Consider the following 18,123-nt stretch of genomic DNA (forward strand, 5'->3'; position numbering starts at 1 on the left):
TTAATAAAAATCGTAACATCTTAGGCCATTTGCCCTGCCACCATTCGAACTATTTGGAAAATATTTTTCATAACCCACACCAATTTCGGATGTTCCGCCAGTATTGGTATAGTTGATTTTAGAGGTTGTAGCATCGTGACTGATGCCTAGCCTGAATTTTTCGCCGTTTGTTCTACGGTTAAAAATATCGAAGATTACAGAAAACACAATCGCATCATTTCCATTCGAATTGCCATCATTGCGGTACCATATACCTGCGTTTATGCCCGCATATTTATATTGCATACCTGCACTGAACGATTTTACGTTGCCCTGCTTGTAGGCAACAATGGATGGAATGAGGTAATTCCCATCGCGATCGTACTCATCTGGCACCAGGGTTAACTTGTAGCTTAAATTGCCTGAGATACGCATCGGCAACTTGGCCTGAAAACCCGATAAGGATTCATCCGGACGGTTAAGGTGATGTACCGCTAATCCCATCATAAATTTTCCCACCACCAGGTTGGCCCCTGCATTTGAATCGAAATAATACCGGCTATCCACACTTGGCCTTTCGGCGCCAGAAATACTACCAGGAATATAGCCCGTGTTGATGTCGATCTGATCGCCAAAAACAAGTTTATCCCAGTTTAGCTTTTGGTTAGTGATGCCACCCTGTAATCCAAATGAAAGGGCAAAGTTGTCTCCCCCGATAATGTAAGCATAACTTACAGCAATATTATTCTTTACCAGATAGGCTGTGCCCTCGCTGCTACGGTTAAAAATTATTCCAATGCCACTGTTTAGTCTCCGTAGATTAAGGTCGCCAGAAGCACTCATGTATGAAAAATCACTTGCTAAACCCGTCCATTGGTTGCGGTATAAAGCATTAAACCTAATGTCGCCCTCAAACTGACCTGTTAAAGCTGGATTTAAATAAACAGGAGCATTGTAAAACTGCGAATAAATGTGGTCTTGCGCCGAAATCATTAACGGCAACACTAACGCAAACCAAAATAATATTATCCCTCTCATCATCATCTTATTAAATATATTACACCCGTTTTCTTTGGAGGGGATGAATCGTAAGTCATTCCTTTCCAATCGCTGCCATTAATAAATTTTATATCTACTTTCCAGTAATAAACACCTTGCGGCTGTTCCTGTCCTTTATAAGTGCCGTCCCAGCCCTCCAGCGGTGCACCATCATCCAGTTTAGTAGTTTCCCAAAGTAATTGTCCCCATTTATTAAAAACAGACATGTTCCATTCTTTTATGCCGCGACCTTTTGCTTTAAAGATTTTAATCTCATTTTTTGCGCTTGCGGGCATAAATGAATTGGGGATATTTAAGTAACCCGGCACACCAATAATCCGAACTGATTGGAAAGTGCTAGAGGAACAACCTTCTTTGTTCAGCACTTTCAGGGTTACAGTATAAGTGCCTTCGTTGGCATAAGTATGGTTTGGGTTTTGTAAGGTTGATCCAGATCCATCACCAAAAGTCCATTCCCAGCTTACGGCATCGGTACTGATATCTTTAAAAGCAAATGAATAGTTGGGAATAGATACTTCGTTCCCGGGACTAACGGTGAATGTGGCCACTGGTGGCGCAACAATGTGGATAAAATCGGTTTTACTTACAGGAGTGCTGCATTCAGTACCAGAAGTCGTTAGGGTAACGGTATAATTTATTCCTGAACTGGAAAAGGTATGCTGTGGTTCAAATTCATTTGATTTTGGAGAACCATCGCCAAAATCCCAAGTGTAGGCTATTGCACCTTTACTGTTGTTTTTAAATTTAACAATAAGATTGGTACAGCCTACTGTCTTATCTGCTGTAAAATCGGCTGTTGGCGATTCCAAAACCGTTACGGTTTCTGTGGCAAAATTTTTGGAACAATCATTTTCCGCATCTAGTCTGATGGTATATCGTCCTGGTTTAAAGAAAGTGTAAGGAAAAACACCTGTACTGGTGGTCGAGATCAGGACAGGGGCTTCTCCAGAATCTTCATTAGTAATGGTATAAATGAAGCGACTTGCCCCACTGGTGTTATTTAAAAAATTTACAGTCCAAGGGGCGCAACCTTTTTTCTCATTACCATTTACCACTAGGGCGGGCATGATATTATTTGGCGAAACCCTGATTACAACTGGAATTGCATTTGCCTCGCCACAGCTATTCTTAGCTGTCATATTCACAATAAAGTCCTTTACTACGAGTGTCTTGAAAGTATGGCTTATTGTGCTCCTATCAGTAAGAGGATCTGAAGTGGTACCATCCCCAAAATTGTAGGTATAGGTTGTGCCAGCACTTTCGGGTCCAGTATTTATAAAGTTTACCAGTAATTCAGAACATCCAGTGGTCTTATCAGGAGAAAATATAGCAACAGGTTTTGCATGCACGATAACTTTTGCGGTTTTGATAATTGGAGGACCACATGGTGTGGTGGTTTCTAGGGTAACTTCATAAACAATGTCTTTTCCGGTTGGGTCTGCCAAAAAAGTTTGAGCTGGTGGTTGGGCTAAAGTTGATGTTTGTCCATTGCCGAAAATCCATTTAAATGTTGCGCCGGTAAGTGGAGTCGTGGTATTGGTAAAAGTAACATTATTAAGCGGGCCGCAGCCTTCAGATATACTTGGAGTAAAAGAAGGCGTAATTACTGGAAGCGTGCTAAATACCTCACTTTTTTCATCCGTATTACAGCCCAAACTACTGGTAACAACGAGTTTTATGGTTACGCTTTCGTTACCATTCATGATGGTGTAACCCGGAAATGTTGATCCTATGCCGATTTGTACATTGTTGGCAAACCAGGTATAAACACTGTTTCTATCGGGATATAATGTTGCAGCAATATTGTTTGCATCTAGAATAAAAGGGGCACAGCCAACATTTTTATTATAGGTAATTTCTGCCTGGGCATGTGGATTAACCGTTATCTTAATCTGGTTACTTAAGTTGTTACTGCAAGGGCCGCTGGCTACCGATCGACGGTAATAAATGCTTATAGTTGGTGTTGGTGGTGTAAAGTTTACACTGTTCGCACCCAATACATCGCTCCAGGCTGTTCCATTTAAGCTCGATTGCCATTGGTACACATAAGTTCCGCTGCCACCACTCGGTACCGCACCAGTTAAAGCTGCAGCAGCTGCGCCGATACAGATGTTTTGATCGGCAGAAATGGTATTGTTGGTTAGACCTGGCAAAACTGTAATTTGTAACGAATTACTAATTGAAGTACAGATGGTGCTGTTCACCAATCTTCTGAAATAGGTTGAGGTGCTTACAATTAGACTTAAATCTTTATTAATGGCCGAAGGAACATTGCTCCAGGTATTTCCATCAGCACTGCTTTGCCATTGGTAAGCGAATGTTCCTGTTCCGCCTGTTGGGGTATCGCCCGTAATGGTGATACTTTGTCCGGCACAAACTGGTACTGATGATGGCCCAATATTATTGGTAACAGGTGAGTAATAGGTAACCGTTACATCATCTACAGATGGAGGGCAGCCATTGAAACCAGAAATAGTCCACCTGAAGGTATAAGTTTGCCCTGGTACCAAACCAGTAACGGTAGTGTTGTACAGTGCAGGGTTCGTTATGGTAATGCCTGCTTGTGCTGATGTTAAAGTCCACATACCGCTATTAGGTGTGGGATTATTGCCATTTAAAGTAATGCCATTTCCACTGCACAAGTTTTGATCTACGCCTGCGTTTGCTGCAACAGTACCCGGATTTACAGTGATTGTGCTTACGGTTGATACGGCTTCTGCACAACTACCACTTTGTACTACTGCGCGGTACTGCGTGCTTATAGTGAGGTTAGAAAATACATATGGATTTGCTGTTGAGGTAATTGTAGACCAGTTAACTCCGTTATCGATAGATCTTTCCCAGCGGATAATATTTCCAACCTGCCCCGTTAAATTGATGTTTCCGCCATTTGCACCCGCACATACATTTACGTCGCCAGTGGTTGTGCCACCAACACTGAGCGGGTTAACCGTAATCTGAACATCATCGCTGGATGTGGAACAATTGGTATCGCTTATTGTCCATCTAAGGGTATAGCTATTTCCTGCCAGTAAACCATTGATTGTTGTATTGCCCTGTGTGTCATCAGCAAAAGTTACAGCTGTTGGCGCGGTAACGATTGTCCACTTGCCTGTGCCAACTGTTGGTGTATTTCCTTTTAAGGTGTAAGCGCTGGTGTTGCAGATCGCTTCATCCGGACCGGCATTTGGCAGGGTTGCGCTTGGCAAAACCGTAATGGTAATGCTGGCAGGTGGACCGGGACAGCCGTTTGTAGATACAGGTGTAATGGTATAAGTTACTGTACCTGTGGTGGTGCCTGAATTGGTTAAAAGATCGTTGATCTGTGCTCCTGCCGATGCTACCGCTCTATTGCTATTTCCGGTTATTGCTCCGGTTATCGCGCTGGTATAAGTATAGTTTACGTCTGTTAGGTTTGTTGTTAAGGTTATGGCCGAAGAAGTGGCATTACAGATGGTCGAATTGGCTACTGTTGGTGTTACACTAGGGTTAGGTTTAATGGTAACCACTAAATTAAATGGCGTTCCATCGCAGCCATCAAAATGGGGAGTGATGATATAAGTTACGCTTGCATCGGCATTAAGATCGGTATTGGTGAGGATATCGTTAATGGGCCCGCTTCCGCTGGTTGTATAGCCAGTTGCAGTCGTGGTTCCGGTAGCTGTCCAGGTGTAGGTTACGCCCGCTACTGCAGAAGTTGGGGTATATGCAACGCTATTACCTGTACAGATGGTTTTAGCTGCTACGCTCGTTAAACTGATATTGGGTTTTATTTTAAGAATGATATCATCATCAATCTGGTTGCAGGGGGCGGCCAGTGCAGTAGTAACCCTTAACCGTAAAGTAACCGTACCCGCTGTTTTTTCGGCTGCTGTTGGTATGTAGGTTGCGTTTAAATCATTTCTGCCAGGTGTAAATGTTCCTAAACCTCCTATCCAGGTTTGCGTAGTGGTCGCGCCGGTTATGGTTCCGTTAAGTGTAAAACTAGGGTCGTTAAAACAGATATTTTGATCTGGACCCGCACTAATTACGGGGGCCGTACTGAAGGTTAGGATTTGGGTATCGCTGGCAGTACCACAATTGTTTTTGTGTACAACAGTTACGGTATAAGTATCGTAACTATCGAATTTTATCGATGGATATTTAGAATTGGCGGTTGTGCCGCTAGTAAAGCTATAGATGCCCGATCCTGATGGTGAAACTGTCCAGGTATAACTATCGGGTAAATCTTTTGTAGTGCCAGTTATTAATGTTTGGGTTGGCCCGGTTGTGGTATTGTTAAAATCGTAAGTAGCGAGATTACACAATGTGATATCAGGTGATAGTGTAGCTACCGGACTTTCATTTACCACAACAGTTTGTGGCGGACTTGCAACTACGCCGCAAGATGGCGTAGTAATATTTAAGGTGATGGTGTAGGTACCTGGACTGGTGAAATTGAACTCAGGTTCTTTACTTGTTTCACTTGTGCCTCCTGTAAAACCAACCGCAGGCGAAACCGACCAAAAGTAACTGTTGGCTGCATCGCAAATATTATCTAAAACTGAAAGATCGGAAGCTTTTAATATTGTTCCTGAGCAGATGGTGGTAGATGGTAAACTAAATGCTGGCTTCGGCGGATCTTGAATACATATTTTCATATCTACAGGATCTGGATCGCAATCGGTCGAAATATTCTTGGCTGCCAGTGTAATGGTATGTTCTCCATGCGTAAGAAACTTGTATACAAAATTATATGATTTTGGCTTGTCAGACTCTATGATCACACCATCAACATACCAGTTATAGGTGATGTTATTGGGTGTACATCCAGGTGTATTGGTGGTTGGATTTTCGCCTAAAACAGAAGTGTTAACAAACGTAACATCTGTATTGGTACAGCTTGGCGTATTAAAAACAAATGAATTTATCGGTTTTACCACAACTTTAGCGGAGGAAGAAACGGGTGTACCCATGGTAGTACAGAAAGCATTCGATACCCTGATGGATACATCAAAGGCATTGTAAATTGTTCCTGCACTTGACGTGGAAACACTTCCACAAGACGATCTGCTATAAAGATGTGTTACCTTTCCACCGTTGGCAATAATTTCGCAAAGGGTGTGGATAGTGGTAGTCTGATCACCCCATGTAATGGTATAAATATCTCCAGGGAAATTGTTTTGAATTCCCGAACTTGAAGAAACATCTACATTAAAGGTAAAATTGGCTGTAGGTAAACATAATGCCGCATTTCCGGTGTTGCCAAAGGCCGTTATCGCTTTATTGTTTATTAGCAGATATGCTTTTGTTGCAACCGAACCATCTGGCATCACGGCTTTGGTATAAAGGGTATAATGTGCCTGTTGAGCGGTGAAAGGTTGTATTGCTGTAGGAAAGGTGATTTGGGATGGTGCACCTCCGTTTACTTCATCGGTTATTGCCGCAGTAACTGAACTGTTCGCTGTAGACTCGTTTTTTAGAAAGAACGAATTATTGGGTTTACTGGTGCAGGTGCCAAAAGTTTCGTCGTTTGTTGCATTTAATAATGTTGATGTTAATTTTGCTTCAACAGCAGCTCCTGTCTTAACCTCAAAAGGGGTAGAAGGGTTGCTTGCTGTGGCCGGAGAGGTAGTTTTTACCCGAACGCGATAGCCTGTACCGGGTGTAAGGCCTGTAGGGAGTAATCCGTTTATATAGGTGCTATAAAAACCAACATAATTACCGATAAGCGTTTCTGTAGTGAAATCGCCGTTTTGATCTGATAAATAGAGTTGAAATTGATTTCCCTGTGATATGCAACTGGTTGGTACTTTAAAAGGAACGGCAATGGTACTGCCCGGTGTATATGGTCCTGGGTCTACTGTGCCAATGGTTACCTGCGCGAAAACATTCGACGTGAACAAAAATGCCCCAAAAAGCAGGACAAAAGAAAGCCATTTCCTTTTACAACGAATCTTCATAAATCTCTAACACTAGGGAATGATTTTATTGCGTTCTGGAAGCTTTGTTAGTGAACCTTGCTTTAATCAAATCTCAGAGATGAGTATTAGACCTAAGACGCGTCAATAAATATTCGTTTGCAAAGAACGTGATTTTAGTACTACGCTTATAAAACTTTACACCAACATCAACTAAATGAATGGGTTATAGAATCGATAAAGCTTCGTTTTTGCTACAATAAGGCATAAAAAAACCCTCAAGGCATAAGGCCTTGAGGGTGTATTTTTACACGAAATCGTTTCGTTGCAGAATGGTATTACATCATACCACCCATGCCACCGCCGCCCATTGGAGGCATTGGAGCACCACCTTCTTCAGGTTCGTCTGCTAAAACAACTTCAGTAGTTAATAACATTGCTGCAATAGACGCTGCATTTTCTAATGCTACACGGCTTACTTTAGTTGGATCGATAACACCAGCACCAATTAAGTTTTCATAAACATCAGTACGTGCATTGTAACCGAAATCGGCTTTACCTTCTTTAACTTTTTGAACTACAATAGAACCTTCAATACCTGCGTTTTCGCAGATTTGACGTAATGGCTCTTCAATAGCACGACGGATGATCTGGATACCAGTGTTTTCATCTTCGTTAGCGCCTTTTAGGTTAGCTAAAGCTTCAACCGCACGGATAAAAGCAACACCGCCACCAGCAACAATACCTTCTTCTACAGCCGCACGGGTTGCATGTAAAGCATCATCAACACGGTCTTTTTTCTCTTTCATTTCAACTTCACTAGCTGCACCTACGTAAAGAACAGCAACACCGCCTGCTAATTTAGCCAAACGCTCTTGTAATTTTTCTTTATCGTAATCAGATGTAGTTGTTTCGATCTGAGATTTAATTTGGCTAACACGTGATTTAATATCATCTGAGTTACCTGCGCCGTTAATTACAGTTGTATTGTCTTTATCAACAACAACTTTCTCAGCAGAACCTAAATAAGTTAAATCAGCATTTTCTAATTTGTAACCTCTTTCTTCTGATACCACAATACCGCCGGTTAAGATCGCGATGTCTTCTAACATTGCTTTTCTTCTATCACCAAAACCTGGAGCTTTAACAGCAACAACTTTTAACGAACCACGGATTTTGTTAACGACCAATGTTGCTAAAGCTTCGCCATCTAAATCTTCAGAAATGATTACCAATGGTTTGCCAGTTTGAACAGTTTTTTCTAAAACCGGTAACAATTCTTTCATGTTACTGATTTTTTTGTCGTAGATTAAAATGTAAGGATTTTCTAATTCAGCTTCCATTTTATCTGCATTGGTAACAAAGTATGGAGATAAATAACCTCTGTCAAATTGCATACCTTCAACTGTTTTAACTTCAGTTTCAGTACCTTTTGCTTCTTCAACAGTAATTACACCATCTTTACCAACTTTGCTCATTGCCTCAGCAATTAACGAACCGATAACTTCATCGTTGTTAGCCGAGATAGAGGCAACTTGTTTAATTTTATTATTATCATCACCAACCGCTTGCGATTGAGATTTTAAGTTTTCTACAACAGCAGCAACCGCTTTGTCAATACCGCGTTTTAAATCCATTGGGTTTGCACCAGCAGCAACGTTTTTAATACCTGTAGTAATAATTGCCTGAGCCAGTACAGTTGCAGTAGTAGTACCATCACCAGCAATATCAGCTGTTTTTGATGCTACTTCTTTAACCATTTGAGCACCCATGTTCTCAACCGCATCTTTCAATTCGATTTCCTTTGCAACTGTAACACCATCTTTAGTGATTGCTGGTGAACCGAATTTTTTATCGATAATTACGTTACGGCCTTTTGGACCTAAAGTTACTTTTACTGCATTTGCAAGAATATCAACACCTCTTTTCAGGGCGTCACGAGCTTCTACGTTATATTTTACTTGTTTTGACATTATTTTTTAAATTTTGAATGATTGTACAAGAGAATGATTGAATATTCTCTCCTATTCTTTTGTTTTTTGATTTATGCTGAATTCACTCACTGAAACACTGAGCCATTCAATCATTAATTATTACCCAACAACAGCGTAAATATCAGTTTCGCGCATAATTAAGTAATCTTTACCTTCGTAAGGGAATTCGGTACCACCGTATTTACCATAAATTACAACATCGCCAACTTTTACACTCGCTTTTTTACCTTCAGCATCTTCTTCAGAAACAGAAACTACAGTTCCTTTAGATGGTTTTTCTTTTGCAGTATCAGGGATATACAAACCTGATGCAGTTTTCTCTTCTGCCGCAGCCGGTTCAACTATTACTCTGTTCGAACTGCCAGCAATTGGTTTAAGGTTTAACGCCATAACTTTTATTATTTTTTTATTTTGATTTGAGTTTTTTAACTAAGCTTACAATTAACACTTTTTATGCCAAGCGGTTTAGCGGGACAAATTTTCACCAAACTGTCAAACTTTTCACGCTAATTGAGAATACGGGTGTCAGCATGGCAGTAAGTTTTGATTTTTTTTAGCCAGATTTATTGTATGGATATTCAGCGTTGACAACTTACTAACTTTTATGCTATTAGTTTGCCAACCTTGTTAGCTAAATTGGAACTTTCTCTGTTAAATATTTCCAATATCTTTTAGGTACATGCTGCAGATGCAGTTTGGTATTTTTCCGCGCGACAATGTTGGCGCTTTTAAAATAATCTTTCCAAAGGGTAGTGTACAATGCCTCACTTTCGTCCATTAAAACTGGCGCAAGATTTTGCTTATCTGCACCGTTGCTAAAGCTGATCGTAATTTCTTCAACGCTTGTTAAATTATAATGCAAACCATATTTGCGCTTTAAATCGTAAATTACCCAGGGCTGATCGGCATAACGGTTTTTAAAATGACTGGATATTAAAGGCAGTACATTAAAATCAGGGTCTATATTGGCATAAAATATCCCGTCACCAGTTTTTTGAAAACGGATAAATGCTTCCATTCTGTGTTTTTCTCTTTCTACACTTTTGGCATATTTAGCCAGTGCAATTACATGCGGATTGCCATAATTACTTTCTGCACCCAACTGATTTTGGAAAATGTACACAGTAAACTGGAAGAGGTGGTTGTAAGCCTCGGGTATTTCTGATAAATAGGTGCAATAATATTTGCGCTGCCAATCCTTTTTGAGTTTCTTTTGCAGCCCCACCCAAACCCGATCTGCTTTTTCTGCATTGGTATTAACTGTAAAACTTTCCACAAAAGCTTCAGGCTGAAAAATTGAAGTGGATTTTAGCACAACTTTTCCCGGCTTACGTTCAAACCACTCAAAAACAGCGGTTAATAAACCTTGAAAAGTGCCATCGAAAATGTAGGTCATATGATTTTTAAGTTGGTCGTCATATCGATTGAAGTGTAGTCCCTAACCTTCGGGAGAGAGATCTATTGAGACAGATTTCTCGACTTCGTTGCACTCCGCTCGAAATGACGGTCTTGGGGGTTTTTAGAATAAAATCATCTGGTTGCTATCTGTTTTTAAATATTTACTCTGGCTTTCGGCCAAAATAAAAGCCTTAATCTGTGTGCCCTGATAATCTTTCAGCTGATAAGGGCTATCCAGGCAAACAATAAAGTGTTTGGCCCGGTTATAAGCTACGCCGATTTTTTTCAACTGGTCAATCCTGAGTTTTCCGAACTTTCTGGCCTGCACAATTTTTTGAGCCGACATTACACCGATACCCGGTATCCGGAGGATCATTTTATAATCAGCCGTATTAATATCCACGGGGAAATGTTGCATATTTCTAATCGCCCAGCTCAATTTTGGATCGATATCAATATCAAGGTTTGGGTTGGCATCGTTTAAAATTTCCTGTACTTTAAAGCCATAAAACCGCATCAGCCAATCGGTTTGGTACAACCTGTTTTCTCTAAGCAGTGGTGGTTGTGTACCAAGTATAGGCATCCTCGTGTCGTTGCTAATGGGTACATAACCAGAATAATAAACTCTTTTTAGCGAAAAGTTTTTGTAAAAGGCATTTGCAGTGTACATGATATCTTTATCGCTCTCTGGTGTGGCGCCAATAACCATCTGAGTGCTTTGTCCGGCGGGTACAAATTTGGGTACATGTTTTATTAACTTTTTATCTGCCGAAAATGCTGTAATCTGTTGTTGTACAAATGCCAAAGGTTTAATAACATCATCATGATTTTTTTCTGGAGCCAAGAGCTTCAGGCCGGCTTCAGTTGGCATTTCTAAATTAATACTCATCCGGTCGGCATATAAGCCAGCTTCCTTAATCAGTTCATCACTGGCGCCTGGAATGGTTTTTAAATGGATATAACCGTTGTAGTTCTGTTCCAAACGGAGTTTTTTAACGACTAACAACAGCCGTTCCATGGTAAAATCGGCATTCTTGAAAATTCCTGAACTTAAGAACAAGCCTTCAATATAGTTACGGCGATAAAAATTCATGGTCAATTCTACCACTTCATCTACGGTAAAGGCCGCACGTTTTACATCGTTGCTTTTCCGTGAAACGCAGAACAAACAATCGTAGATACAGTGATTGGTTAGGAGGATTTTTAAAAGCGAAACACACCGGCCATCTTCCGTGTAGGTATGGCAAATGCCCGATGTATGGCTATCGCCAAGGCCTTTATTGATGTTTTTTCTCGTGCCGCCGCTTGATGAACAAGAAACATCATATTTAGCGGCGTCAGCAAGAATATTTAATTTTTCACGGATTCGATCGAACATAGGGATATATTTACTAACAAAGATAGTCTAATAACTAAAAATATTAGCAAATAGATTTATTTAACCTATTCTATTTTGGAATAATAATGTTAACTAAAAACCGTTCGAAGGATTAAGCTTTCTACTTATTGGCAGTTGATGTGCAATATTATAACTTTCCTGATAGTATTGCAGTTCAGAAAAGAAACGGTCGGCCTCTGTTTCATGGTTTTTAAGTGGACTAAAGTTTGCCACGAAATCCGGGTCTTTAAATTCAATTTGATAAAAGTAACCTCCATTGTGATTATCGAACATTTCGGTTACACTCGTTACGTTTTCCCATCCAGAAAAAAACTCATTTCTCCGGTATAAGAAAGAAGTGCTTTTTAATTTAAAGCTTATGCCTTTTTCACTGATTAAAATCTTACTGTGTACAAAAATCTGCGTTTTGGTAATCCATAATAGAAGTAGTGCCATTAAAATAATTGATAGCGAAACAAATATCAAAGTGGACGTTTCGGAAAGCGATGAAGGCAAACTAAAAAGACAATACAACATTAAGGAAATGAAGAACACAGGAATGCCAACCATCGCGATTAACAAAACACTATTTTTATGGTATTTTAGTTTATAAGGATGCATGAGGATTAATTTTTGTAAAGTTAAGTCCTGATGCACGGTTTCGGAATACTTACTATTAGGTATTTTTGTGGCTTATTGCTGATTATTTGCCATCCCACTCTTTATAAAATTGCTCCAGGTAAAGCAGCATAAAATTGTGTCTTTCAACGGCTATTGCTTTCCCTGCTTCAGTATTCATCATGTCTTTCAAGAGCAGCAGTTTTTCGTAAAAATGGTTAATAGTAGGCGCGGTGGTATTTTTATAACTTTCTTTGGTAAGGTGTTCTTTGGGTAAAATAGCCGGATCGTAAAGTACCCTGTTTTTAAATCCACCATAGGTAAATGCTCTTGCAATACCAATGGCCCCGATGGCGTCTAAACGATCTGCATCCTGTACAATTTGCATTTCTTTTGAGGTGAAACCAGTGCCATCAAAACTATTTTTGAACGACATGTTCTGGATAATCAGTTTAACATGGGCAATAGCCTCATTATCAACAGCTATCGATGCTAAAAATGAAGCAGCCATGTTCGGGCCCAGTTCTTCATCGCCATTATTAAATTTAGGATCAGCAATATCGTGCAACAATGCGGCAAAGGCTACTACAAGCTCATCGCCATTTTCTTGTTGATTAATGTTTTGAGCGGTTTTAAAAACACGTTCGATATGGAACCAATCGTGCCCTGCCTCGGCATTAGCCAATGTTTTCTGAACAAAATCGATGGTTTTTTGAATGGCAGCCTGCATAGTTCTAAATTTGTTCCAAAGATATTGGAATTATTTGCAGGGTAAAAGAAATGATATCAACAGCACCTGGTATTAACTCGCAGCTGCTGTCCTATTCTCATCATCAGCAATAATTTTAATTAAATCATTGTGGTTAAGGGTTAATAAATGAGATACTTCAACCTCCAAAATTGCTGCAATTTGAAACAAACGATCGATCGTTAATTTACTATAACCGAGTTCAATTTTGCTGTAAGCATTTTGAGATATTTTTAATTTCGCCGCCAGATAATCTTGAGTATAGTCTCTGTATTCTCTAATTTTTCTGATATTCCCGGCAACATTCTTTGTCTTTAAAGCCAATACATCTTCCATAAAAAAGGGATAAATTTTTTTAATGTTTTTTCATTATGTACGAAACTTTAACCGCAACAGTTTTTAAAAGTATTAATTCTAGCACTATTGGGAATTACGAGAAACGATTAATGAACTAAATGTTACAACAAAAAAATAACCTAAATGTTTAAGTGTTCTGTTTTTGTCTTATAATCAGTGTTTTGTTGTGCTTAAATAGAGGAGAGGGGAATGATATGGCATGTTTAAAACATGCAGTGAAATCAATAAGAGAAAAGGAGGGAGTAAGAAAATGCAGACAAATTAATTACTATGGTTAATATAGGCCCCAGTCATCTTCAAATTCGTCTTTTTCGAAATATTTAACCCATTCGATAAAGAGTAGACGAAATTTTTCAATTTCGTCTAAAACAATGTCTTTATATTCTGGAGTGCAGATTTCGAACATATCTGCTGCTCTCACCTGGGTTTCTAATTCACGGCAATTGGTTCGGATAATAGAGGCATTTTCCATTCTTAGAATATACATATCTGCACCTTCTGCCCCAACAATTTTAGGGCATAACATGAGGGCATTCTGCATAATTAAGTTAGCGGTCATTTCGGCCATCTCTCCTTCCAGTGTTTCGCAGAACAGGGCAGCATATTTATATACGGCTCTTGCCTGGTTGTAAAGGCTTTTAGCCCTGGTCACTTTTAGTCTGACCTTCTCTGCATCAACACTTGATAGATTTTCTTCATCCTCATCATCCCGGCCAAATCGGCTAAAATGTTCCCATTCGGGCATATGGTCCATGTCATCAAATTCCATATTCTTCAAAATTTTTTACGTTATGGTACGTAAGAGAGCGTAATATATTAATTTTCAATGAAAAAGACTAGGCCTCAATTAATGGCGCCCGGCGAGAACCATCATATAATTCATACTCTAGTAAACGACAATCTAATTTACCATTATAAAATTCAACTTTTTTAGCAGCTTTTAATCCAATTTTCTTTGCAAGATCAGGATTTCCGGTGAAAATATATCCAGAATAGCCTTTGCATTTTGTTTTCATAAAATCGCCCATACGTTTATAAGTCAATTCTAACTTGCTATGCACTCCTAAACGCTCACCATACTCAGGGTTAAAAACAACAACACCTTTGCCATCTTCAGGAACCGGTGTTAACTCAAAATCGCAAACTTCGAATTCGATTAAAGTGTCAACACCAGCAGTTTTAGCATTTCTACGGGTTACTTCAACTGCATCTTCCGAAAGATCGGAAGCTATGATTTTAAGGTCGACATTTTTAATTACCTGATCTTTTAAAATCCTACGCTCAGCGAAAAAATCTTCTTCGTTATAACCTAATATATGCATAAAACCATAATTCATGCGGTATAATCCAGGTGCACGGTTGGTTGCAATCAGCGCTGCTTCGATAGCTAAAGTTCCTGAACCGCACATTGGGTTAATAAATGGCGATTTCTTATCCCAGTTGGTGGCTAAAATAACCCCAGCAGCCAAAGCCTCTAACATAGGTGCTTTTCCGGGGATTTTACGGTAACCGTGTTTGGCAAGGGTTTCGCCAGAAGTATCCATAAAAACATCGGCGTCTGCATCTTTCCAGTATAAATGCACTACTGTTTTGTTTGCATCAGATCCAGAGTTAGGGCGGATGCCTTTTTTCTCTTTCATGCGGTCTACTATTGCATCCTTTACTTTTAAATTTGCGAAAAGTGGCGTGGTAATATTTGGGTTATCAACATTTGAGGTTACCGAGAAATAACCCGAAAAATCAATCAGTTCTTCCCACTCAATGGCTGCAATTTCATTGTATAAATCATCGGGCGTAATGGCCTTGAAACTTTTTATGGCATATAGAATCTGACTGGCACAGCGCAAGTTCAAATTGAGCTTAATGCACTCTGTAAGGGTGATATTGAGCTCAACACCAGTAGCAAAGGACCGCTCGATGGTATAACCTAAAGCCTTAACTTCTTCTTGTAAATAAGGCGAAAGGCGCTTGTTGCAGGTGATAATAACCTTGCTTTTATTGTGGAAAACTTGCATCATAATATATGCGAAGTTATCAATAAAATTATAGAGATTTGATGTTTATAGTACATTAAGTAGTATTAGATATGGAAATTAAAGGAAAAGTACACGAAGTAGGTGCCACACAACAAGTAAGTGAAACGTTTAAAAAACGTGATTTAATAGTAGAATACGCAGAAAATCCAACATACCCAGAATATATCCGTTTTGAGGCTTTACAAGATAAAACTGCATTATTAGATACATTTAAAGCAGGCGATGAGGTTGAGGTTTTCTTTAATTTACGTGGTCGCCCTTGGACAGATAAAGCAGGTAAAACATCATATTTTAACAGTTTGGTTATTTGGCGCATAAATGCAGTTGCAGCAGGTGCTCCAGCAGCTACACCAGCTTATGCAGCTCCGGTTGATGTAAGCAATGCACCAGGTGAAGATGATGATTTGCCTTTCTAAATAAAGAATCTTTTTTAAGCAAACAATTTTGAACCATGCCGAGGCTTTAGTCTCGGCATTTTTTTTGCCCCTTTTGCCAGACATCCGAAATTCTTCCATCGCTTAGACTTCTGAAGTTTACCAGGCCCGTGCCACAGAAAAACTTCAGAAGTCTTCTCAGCGCTGTTAAAATATGTTAAAAACAAACACTTCGTTTAGCTAATCAGTATTTTTGATATCTGTTTAGATTTAAGAAGATTATGCTCTGGTTTTTTTAATCTTAAAACCAATCTAGTTCATGAAGAAAAAGAGTTTTTGGTTAATTACTGTTTTAATGACAGTAGCTTTGCTTGGTGTTTTTGTAATGCAGCTGTATTACATCAGGGAATCGTATAAACTAAAATCTCAGCTTTTTGATGAGCAGGTAAATCAAACGCTAACATCGGTAGTAAATAAACTACAGCGCAGAAATGTTGCCGATCACTTAAATCGGAAAGACGCAGAAAATAAACTGAAACAACTACAAGACTCCAGGCAACGGGCGTTAGACATCAAGGATTTACGGCAACAATATGTACAAGAGGCAGAGCTGCGGCAAGCCGAAAGGGAAAATCAGATTGAGAGTTACCTGAACCAGCAAGATAGTATTATCCGTGTATCTTACCGAGCGCCCAATGTGATTTCTGAACGGGAATATAACTCGTTGAGTTCGAAAAACGGTGATAAACTGGATTTGCAAATGGATGCGTTTATTGATATTAAGAGCCTTATTATTAAAGGCTATAGCATGCGCACTAAACCTTTTACAGCACCACCAAAAGCATTTGAATTTAAAAGCCTGCAAAGTTTGCCCGATACGTTAAGGTATTTGGTTTTTGATCCCAGAGATGGCACTCCTGGTTTCGCAAATGTTCCAAAGATCCCAAACGATTTACAGAAAAAATTTAAGCGCGAGGATGAGATTGAAAGGAAAAAGTTAGAACTGAAAATTGCTGCATTGGGCAAAGATACTTTTTCATATACCCGATCGAGTGTGGTTGAGGATGTATCTAAAGAACTTCAGGAAACCAATGTGCCAATTTATAAACGCATTAATTTTAGCTCCTTAGGCCGTTTATTAAAGCAAGAACTCCTGGCCAATAATATTTCACTGGAGCCGGCTTACAGGATTTCGTTAGCCAGAAAAGATTCGACCATTTATATGACGGCATCTAACGTTAAAGGAGAATTTTTACCCGAAAACACCTATAAAACGCCTTTGTTTGGAAACGATATCTTTCGCGATCCCGGAATGCTTTTCGTTAGTTTTCCCGATAAAAATTCGGCAATTATTTCCAACCTAAGTGCAACGCTCGCCTCATCCATCGGCCTGTTACTGGTACTTGTTTTTATTTTCTCCTATACCCTGTATGCCATTTTAAAGCAGAAAAAACTGTCGGAGATGAAAACAGATTTCATCAATAACATGACGCATGAGTTTAAAACCCCAGTGGCTACTATTATGATTGCCAGCGAGGCTTTGAAAGATCCTGAGGTGACAGAAGATAAGGCCAGGTTAAAACGCCTGGCAGGGATTATATATGATGAAAATGTTCGCCTGGGTAGTCATATCGAACGTGTTTTAAGCATTGCCCGTTTAGAAAAAGGTGAGCTTAAAATGGAAAACACCGAAGTAGATGTGAACGATCTGATTGTGATTGTATTGGATAGCATGGAATTGCAGCTACAGAAAAGGAACGCCATTATCAACGTACATACCGATGCAGAGAATGCCGTTGTATATGGCGATGAGCTGCATCTGTCTAATGTAATTTATAACCTTATTGATAATGCAAATAAATACAGCAGCAATACACCAGAAATTACCATTACCACCCGCAATACAGGTAAAAATTTAATTATCGAAATAGCAGATAAAGGCATTGGAATGACCAAGGAGCAGTCTAAACGGATTTTCGACCAGTTTTATAGGGTGCCAACAGGTAATTTACACGATGTTAAAGGCTTTGGATTAGGTTTAAACTATGTTCAGGATATAATTAAAAAATTGAATGGAACGGTTAAGGTAAGTAGCGAAAAAGATAAAGGAACCACGTTCGAAATATCTTTACCTTTATAAACAGTTAAACATCGGTACCAAAGCTTGCTTTATCGATACATTAAAATAAAACAGGTTTAATTTAGCTAATATAGTGGAGTATTAATTTAATCTACAACCTAAATTAAACCGTTAGGTATATTCAGAATCAAACTTTCAGTGT

At 39.4% G+C, this 18,123-nt stretch carries 13 protein-coding genes; 2 read left to right on the forward strand and 11 right to left on the reverse strand.

All coding sequences use genetic code 11. The annotated features are described in order from the left end of the window. The 11 genes from ACN9MR_RS23830 to ACN9MR_RS23880 all read right to left on the reverse strand — a co-directional run bounded on the left by ACN9MR_RS23830 (nt 1) and on the right by ACN9MR_RS23880 (nt 15,446). Complete coding sequence (locus tag ACN9MR_RS23830) at nt 1-1,023, reverse strand: PorP/SprF family type IX secretion system membrane protein (RefSeq protein ID WP_426326980.1); 1,023 nt, start codon at nt 1,021-1,023, stop codon at nt 1-3. Then, complete coding sequence (locus tag ACN9MR_RS23835) at nt 1,020-6,980, reverse strand: PKD domain-containing protein (protein ID WP_426326981.1); 5,961 nt, start codon at nt 6,978-6,980, stop codon at nt 1,020-1,022. Before ACN9MR_RS23835 ends, ACN9MR_RS23830 begins: the two co-directional genes overlap by 4 nt. Nucleotides 6,981-7,276: 296 nt before the next feature. After that, nucleotides 7,277-8,911 carry a chaperonin GroEL gene (gene groL / locus ACN9MR_RS23840; protein WP_057933220.1) on the reverse strand — a complete coding sequence of 545 codons (1,635 nt, stop codon included), beginning with the start codon at nt 8,909-8,911 and terminating at the stop codon, nt 7,277-7,279. Nucleotides 8,912-9,031: 120 nt separating this feature from the next. Then, nucleotides 9,032-9,322, reverse strand: coding sequence for a co-chaperone GroES (locus tag ACN9MR_RS23845; RefSeq protein ID WP_010599229.1), 291 nt, complete (start codon nt 9,320-9,322; stop codon nt 9,032-9,034). Between the two features lie 241 nt (nt 9,323-9,563). Further along, nucleotides 9,564-10,328 carry a TIGR03915 family putative DNA repair protein gene (locus ACN9MR_RS23850; protein WP_426326982.1) on the reverse strand — a complete coding sequence of 255 codons (765 nt, stop codon included), beginning with the start codon at nt 10,326-10,328 and terminating at the stop codon, nt 9,564-9,566. Between the two features lie 123 nt (nt 10,329-10,451). After that, nucleotides 10,452-11,708, reverse strand: a complete 1,257-nt coding sequence (locus tag ACN9MR_RS23855; protein WP_426326983.1) for a putative DNA modification/repair radical SAM protein — start codon at nt 11,706-11,708, stop codon at nt 10,452-10,454. 93 nt (nt 11,709-11,801) lie between these two features. After that, nucleotides 11,802-12,164: a hypothetical protein gene (locus ACN9MR_RS23860; protein ID WP_426326984.1), complete on the reverse strand. Its 363-nt coding sequence runs from the start codon at nt 12,162-12,164 to the stop codon at nt 11,802-11,804. 247 nt (nt 12,165-12,411) lie between these two features. Further along, a complete protein-coding gene (locus ACN9MR_RS23865) occupies nt 12,412-13,056 on the reverse strand; it encodes an HD domain-containing protein (RefSeq protein WP_426326985.1) in 645 nt (214 codons plus the stop codon). Nucleotides 13,057-13,128: 72 nt separating this feature from the next. Beyond that, nucleotides 13,129-13,410 (reverse strand): helix-turn-helix domain-containing protein, encoded by a 282-nt coding sequence (locus tag ACN9MR_RS23870; protein WP_029274217.1) that lies wholly within the window; start codon nt 13,408-13,410, stop codon nt 13,129-13,131. A 295-nt stretch (nt 13,411-13,705) separates the two neighbouring features. Beyond that, nucleotides 13,706-14,200 carry a hypothetical protein gene (locus ACN9MR_RS23875; RefSeq protein WP_057933225.1) on the reverse strand — a complete coding sequence of 165 codons (495 nt, stop codon included), beginning with the start codon at nt 14,198-14,200 and terminating at the stop codon, nt 13,706-13,708. Nucleotides 14,201-14,267: 67 nt separating this feature from the next. Continuing rightward, the gene (locus ACN9MR_RS23880; RefSeq protein ID WP_426330242.1) at nt 14,268-15,446 is read right to left on the reverse strand and encodes a THUMP domain-containing class I SAM-dependent RNA methyltransferase; all 1,179 of its coding nucleotides are present in this window, start codon (nt 15,444-15,446) and stop codon (nt 14,268-14,270) included. 71 nt (nt 15,447-15,517) lie between these two features. On the opposite strand from ACN9MR_RS23880, the gene ACN9MR_RS23885 reads away from it, so the two are divergent. Together ACN9MR_RS23885 and ACN9MR_RS23890 are read left to right on the forward strand one after the other, a co-directional pair. After that, a complete protein-coding gene (locus ACN9MR_RS23885) occupies nt 15,518-15,883 on the forward strand; it encodes a DUF3127 domain-containing protein (RefSeq protein WP_057933226.1) in 366 nt (121 codons plus the stop codon). Nucleotides 15,884-16,160: 277 nt separating this feature from the next. Further along, on the forward strand, nt 16,161-17,981 hold the full coding sequence (locus ACN9MR_RS23890) for a sensor histidine kinase (protein ID WP_426326986.1): 1,821 nt from the start codon (nt 16,161-16,163) through the stop codon (nt 17,979-17,981). Nucleotides 17,982-18,123: the final 142 nt, after the last annotated feature.

This window comes from Pedobacter sp. R-06 (assembly GCF_049913135.1).
GTDB lineage: Bacteria > Bacteroidota > Bacteroidia > Sphingobacteriales > Sphingobacteriaceae > Pedobacter.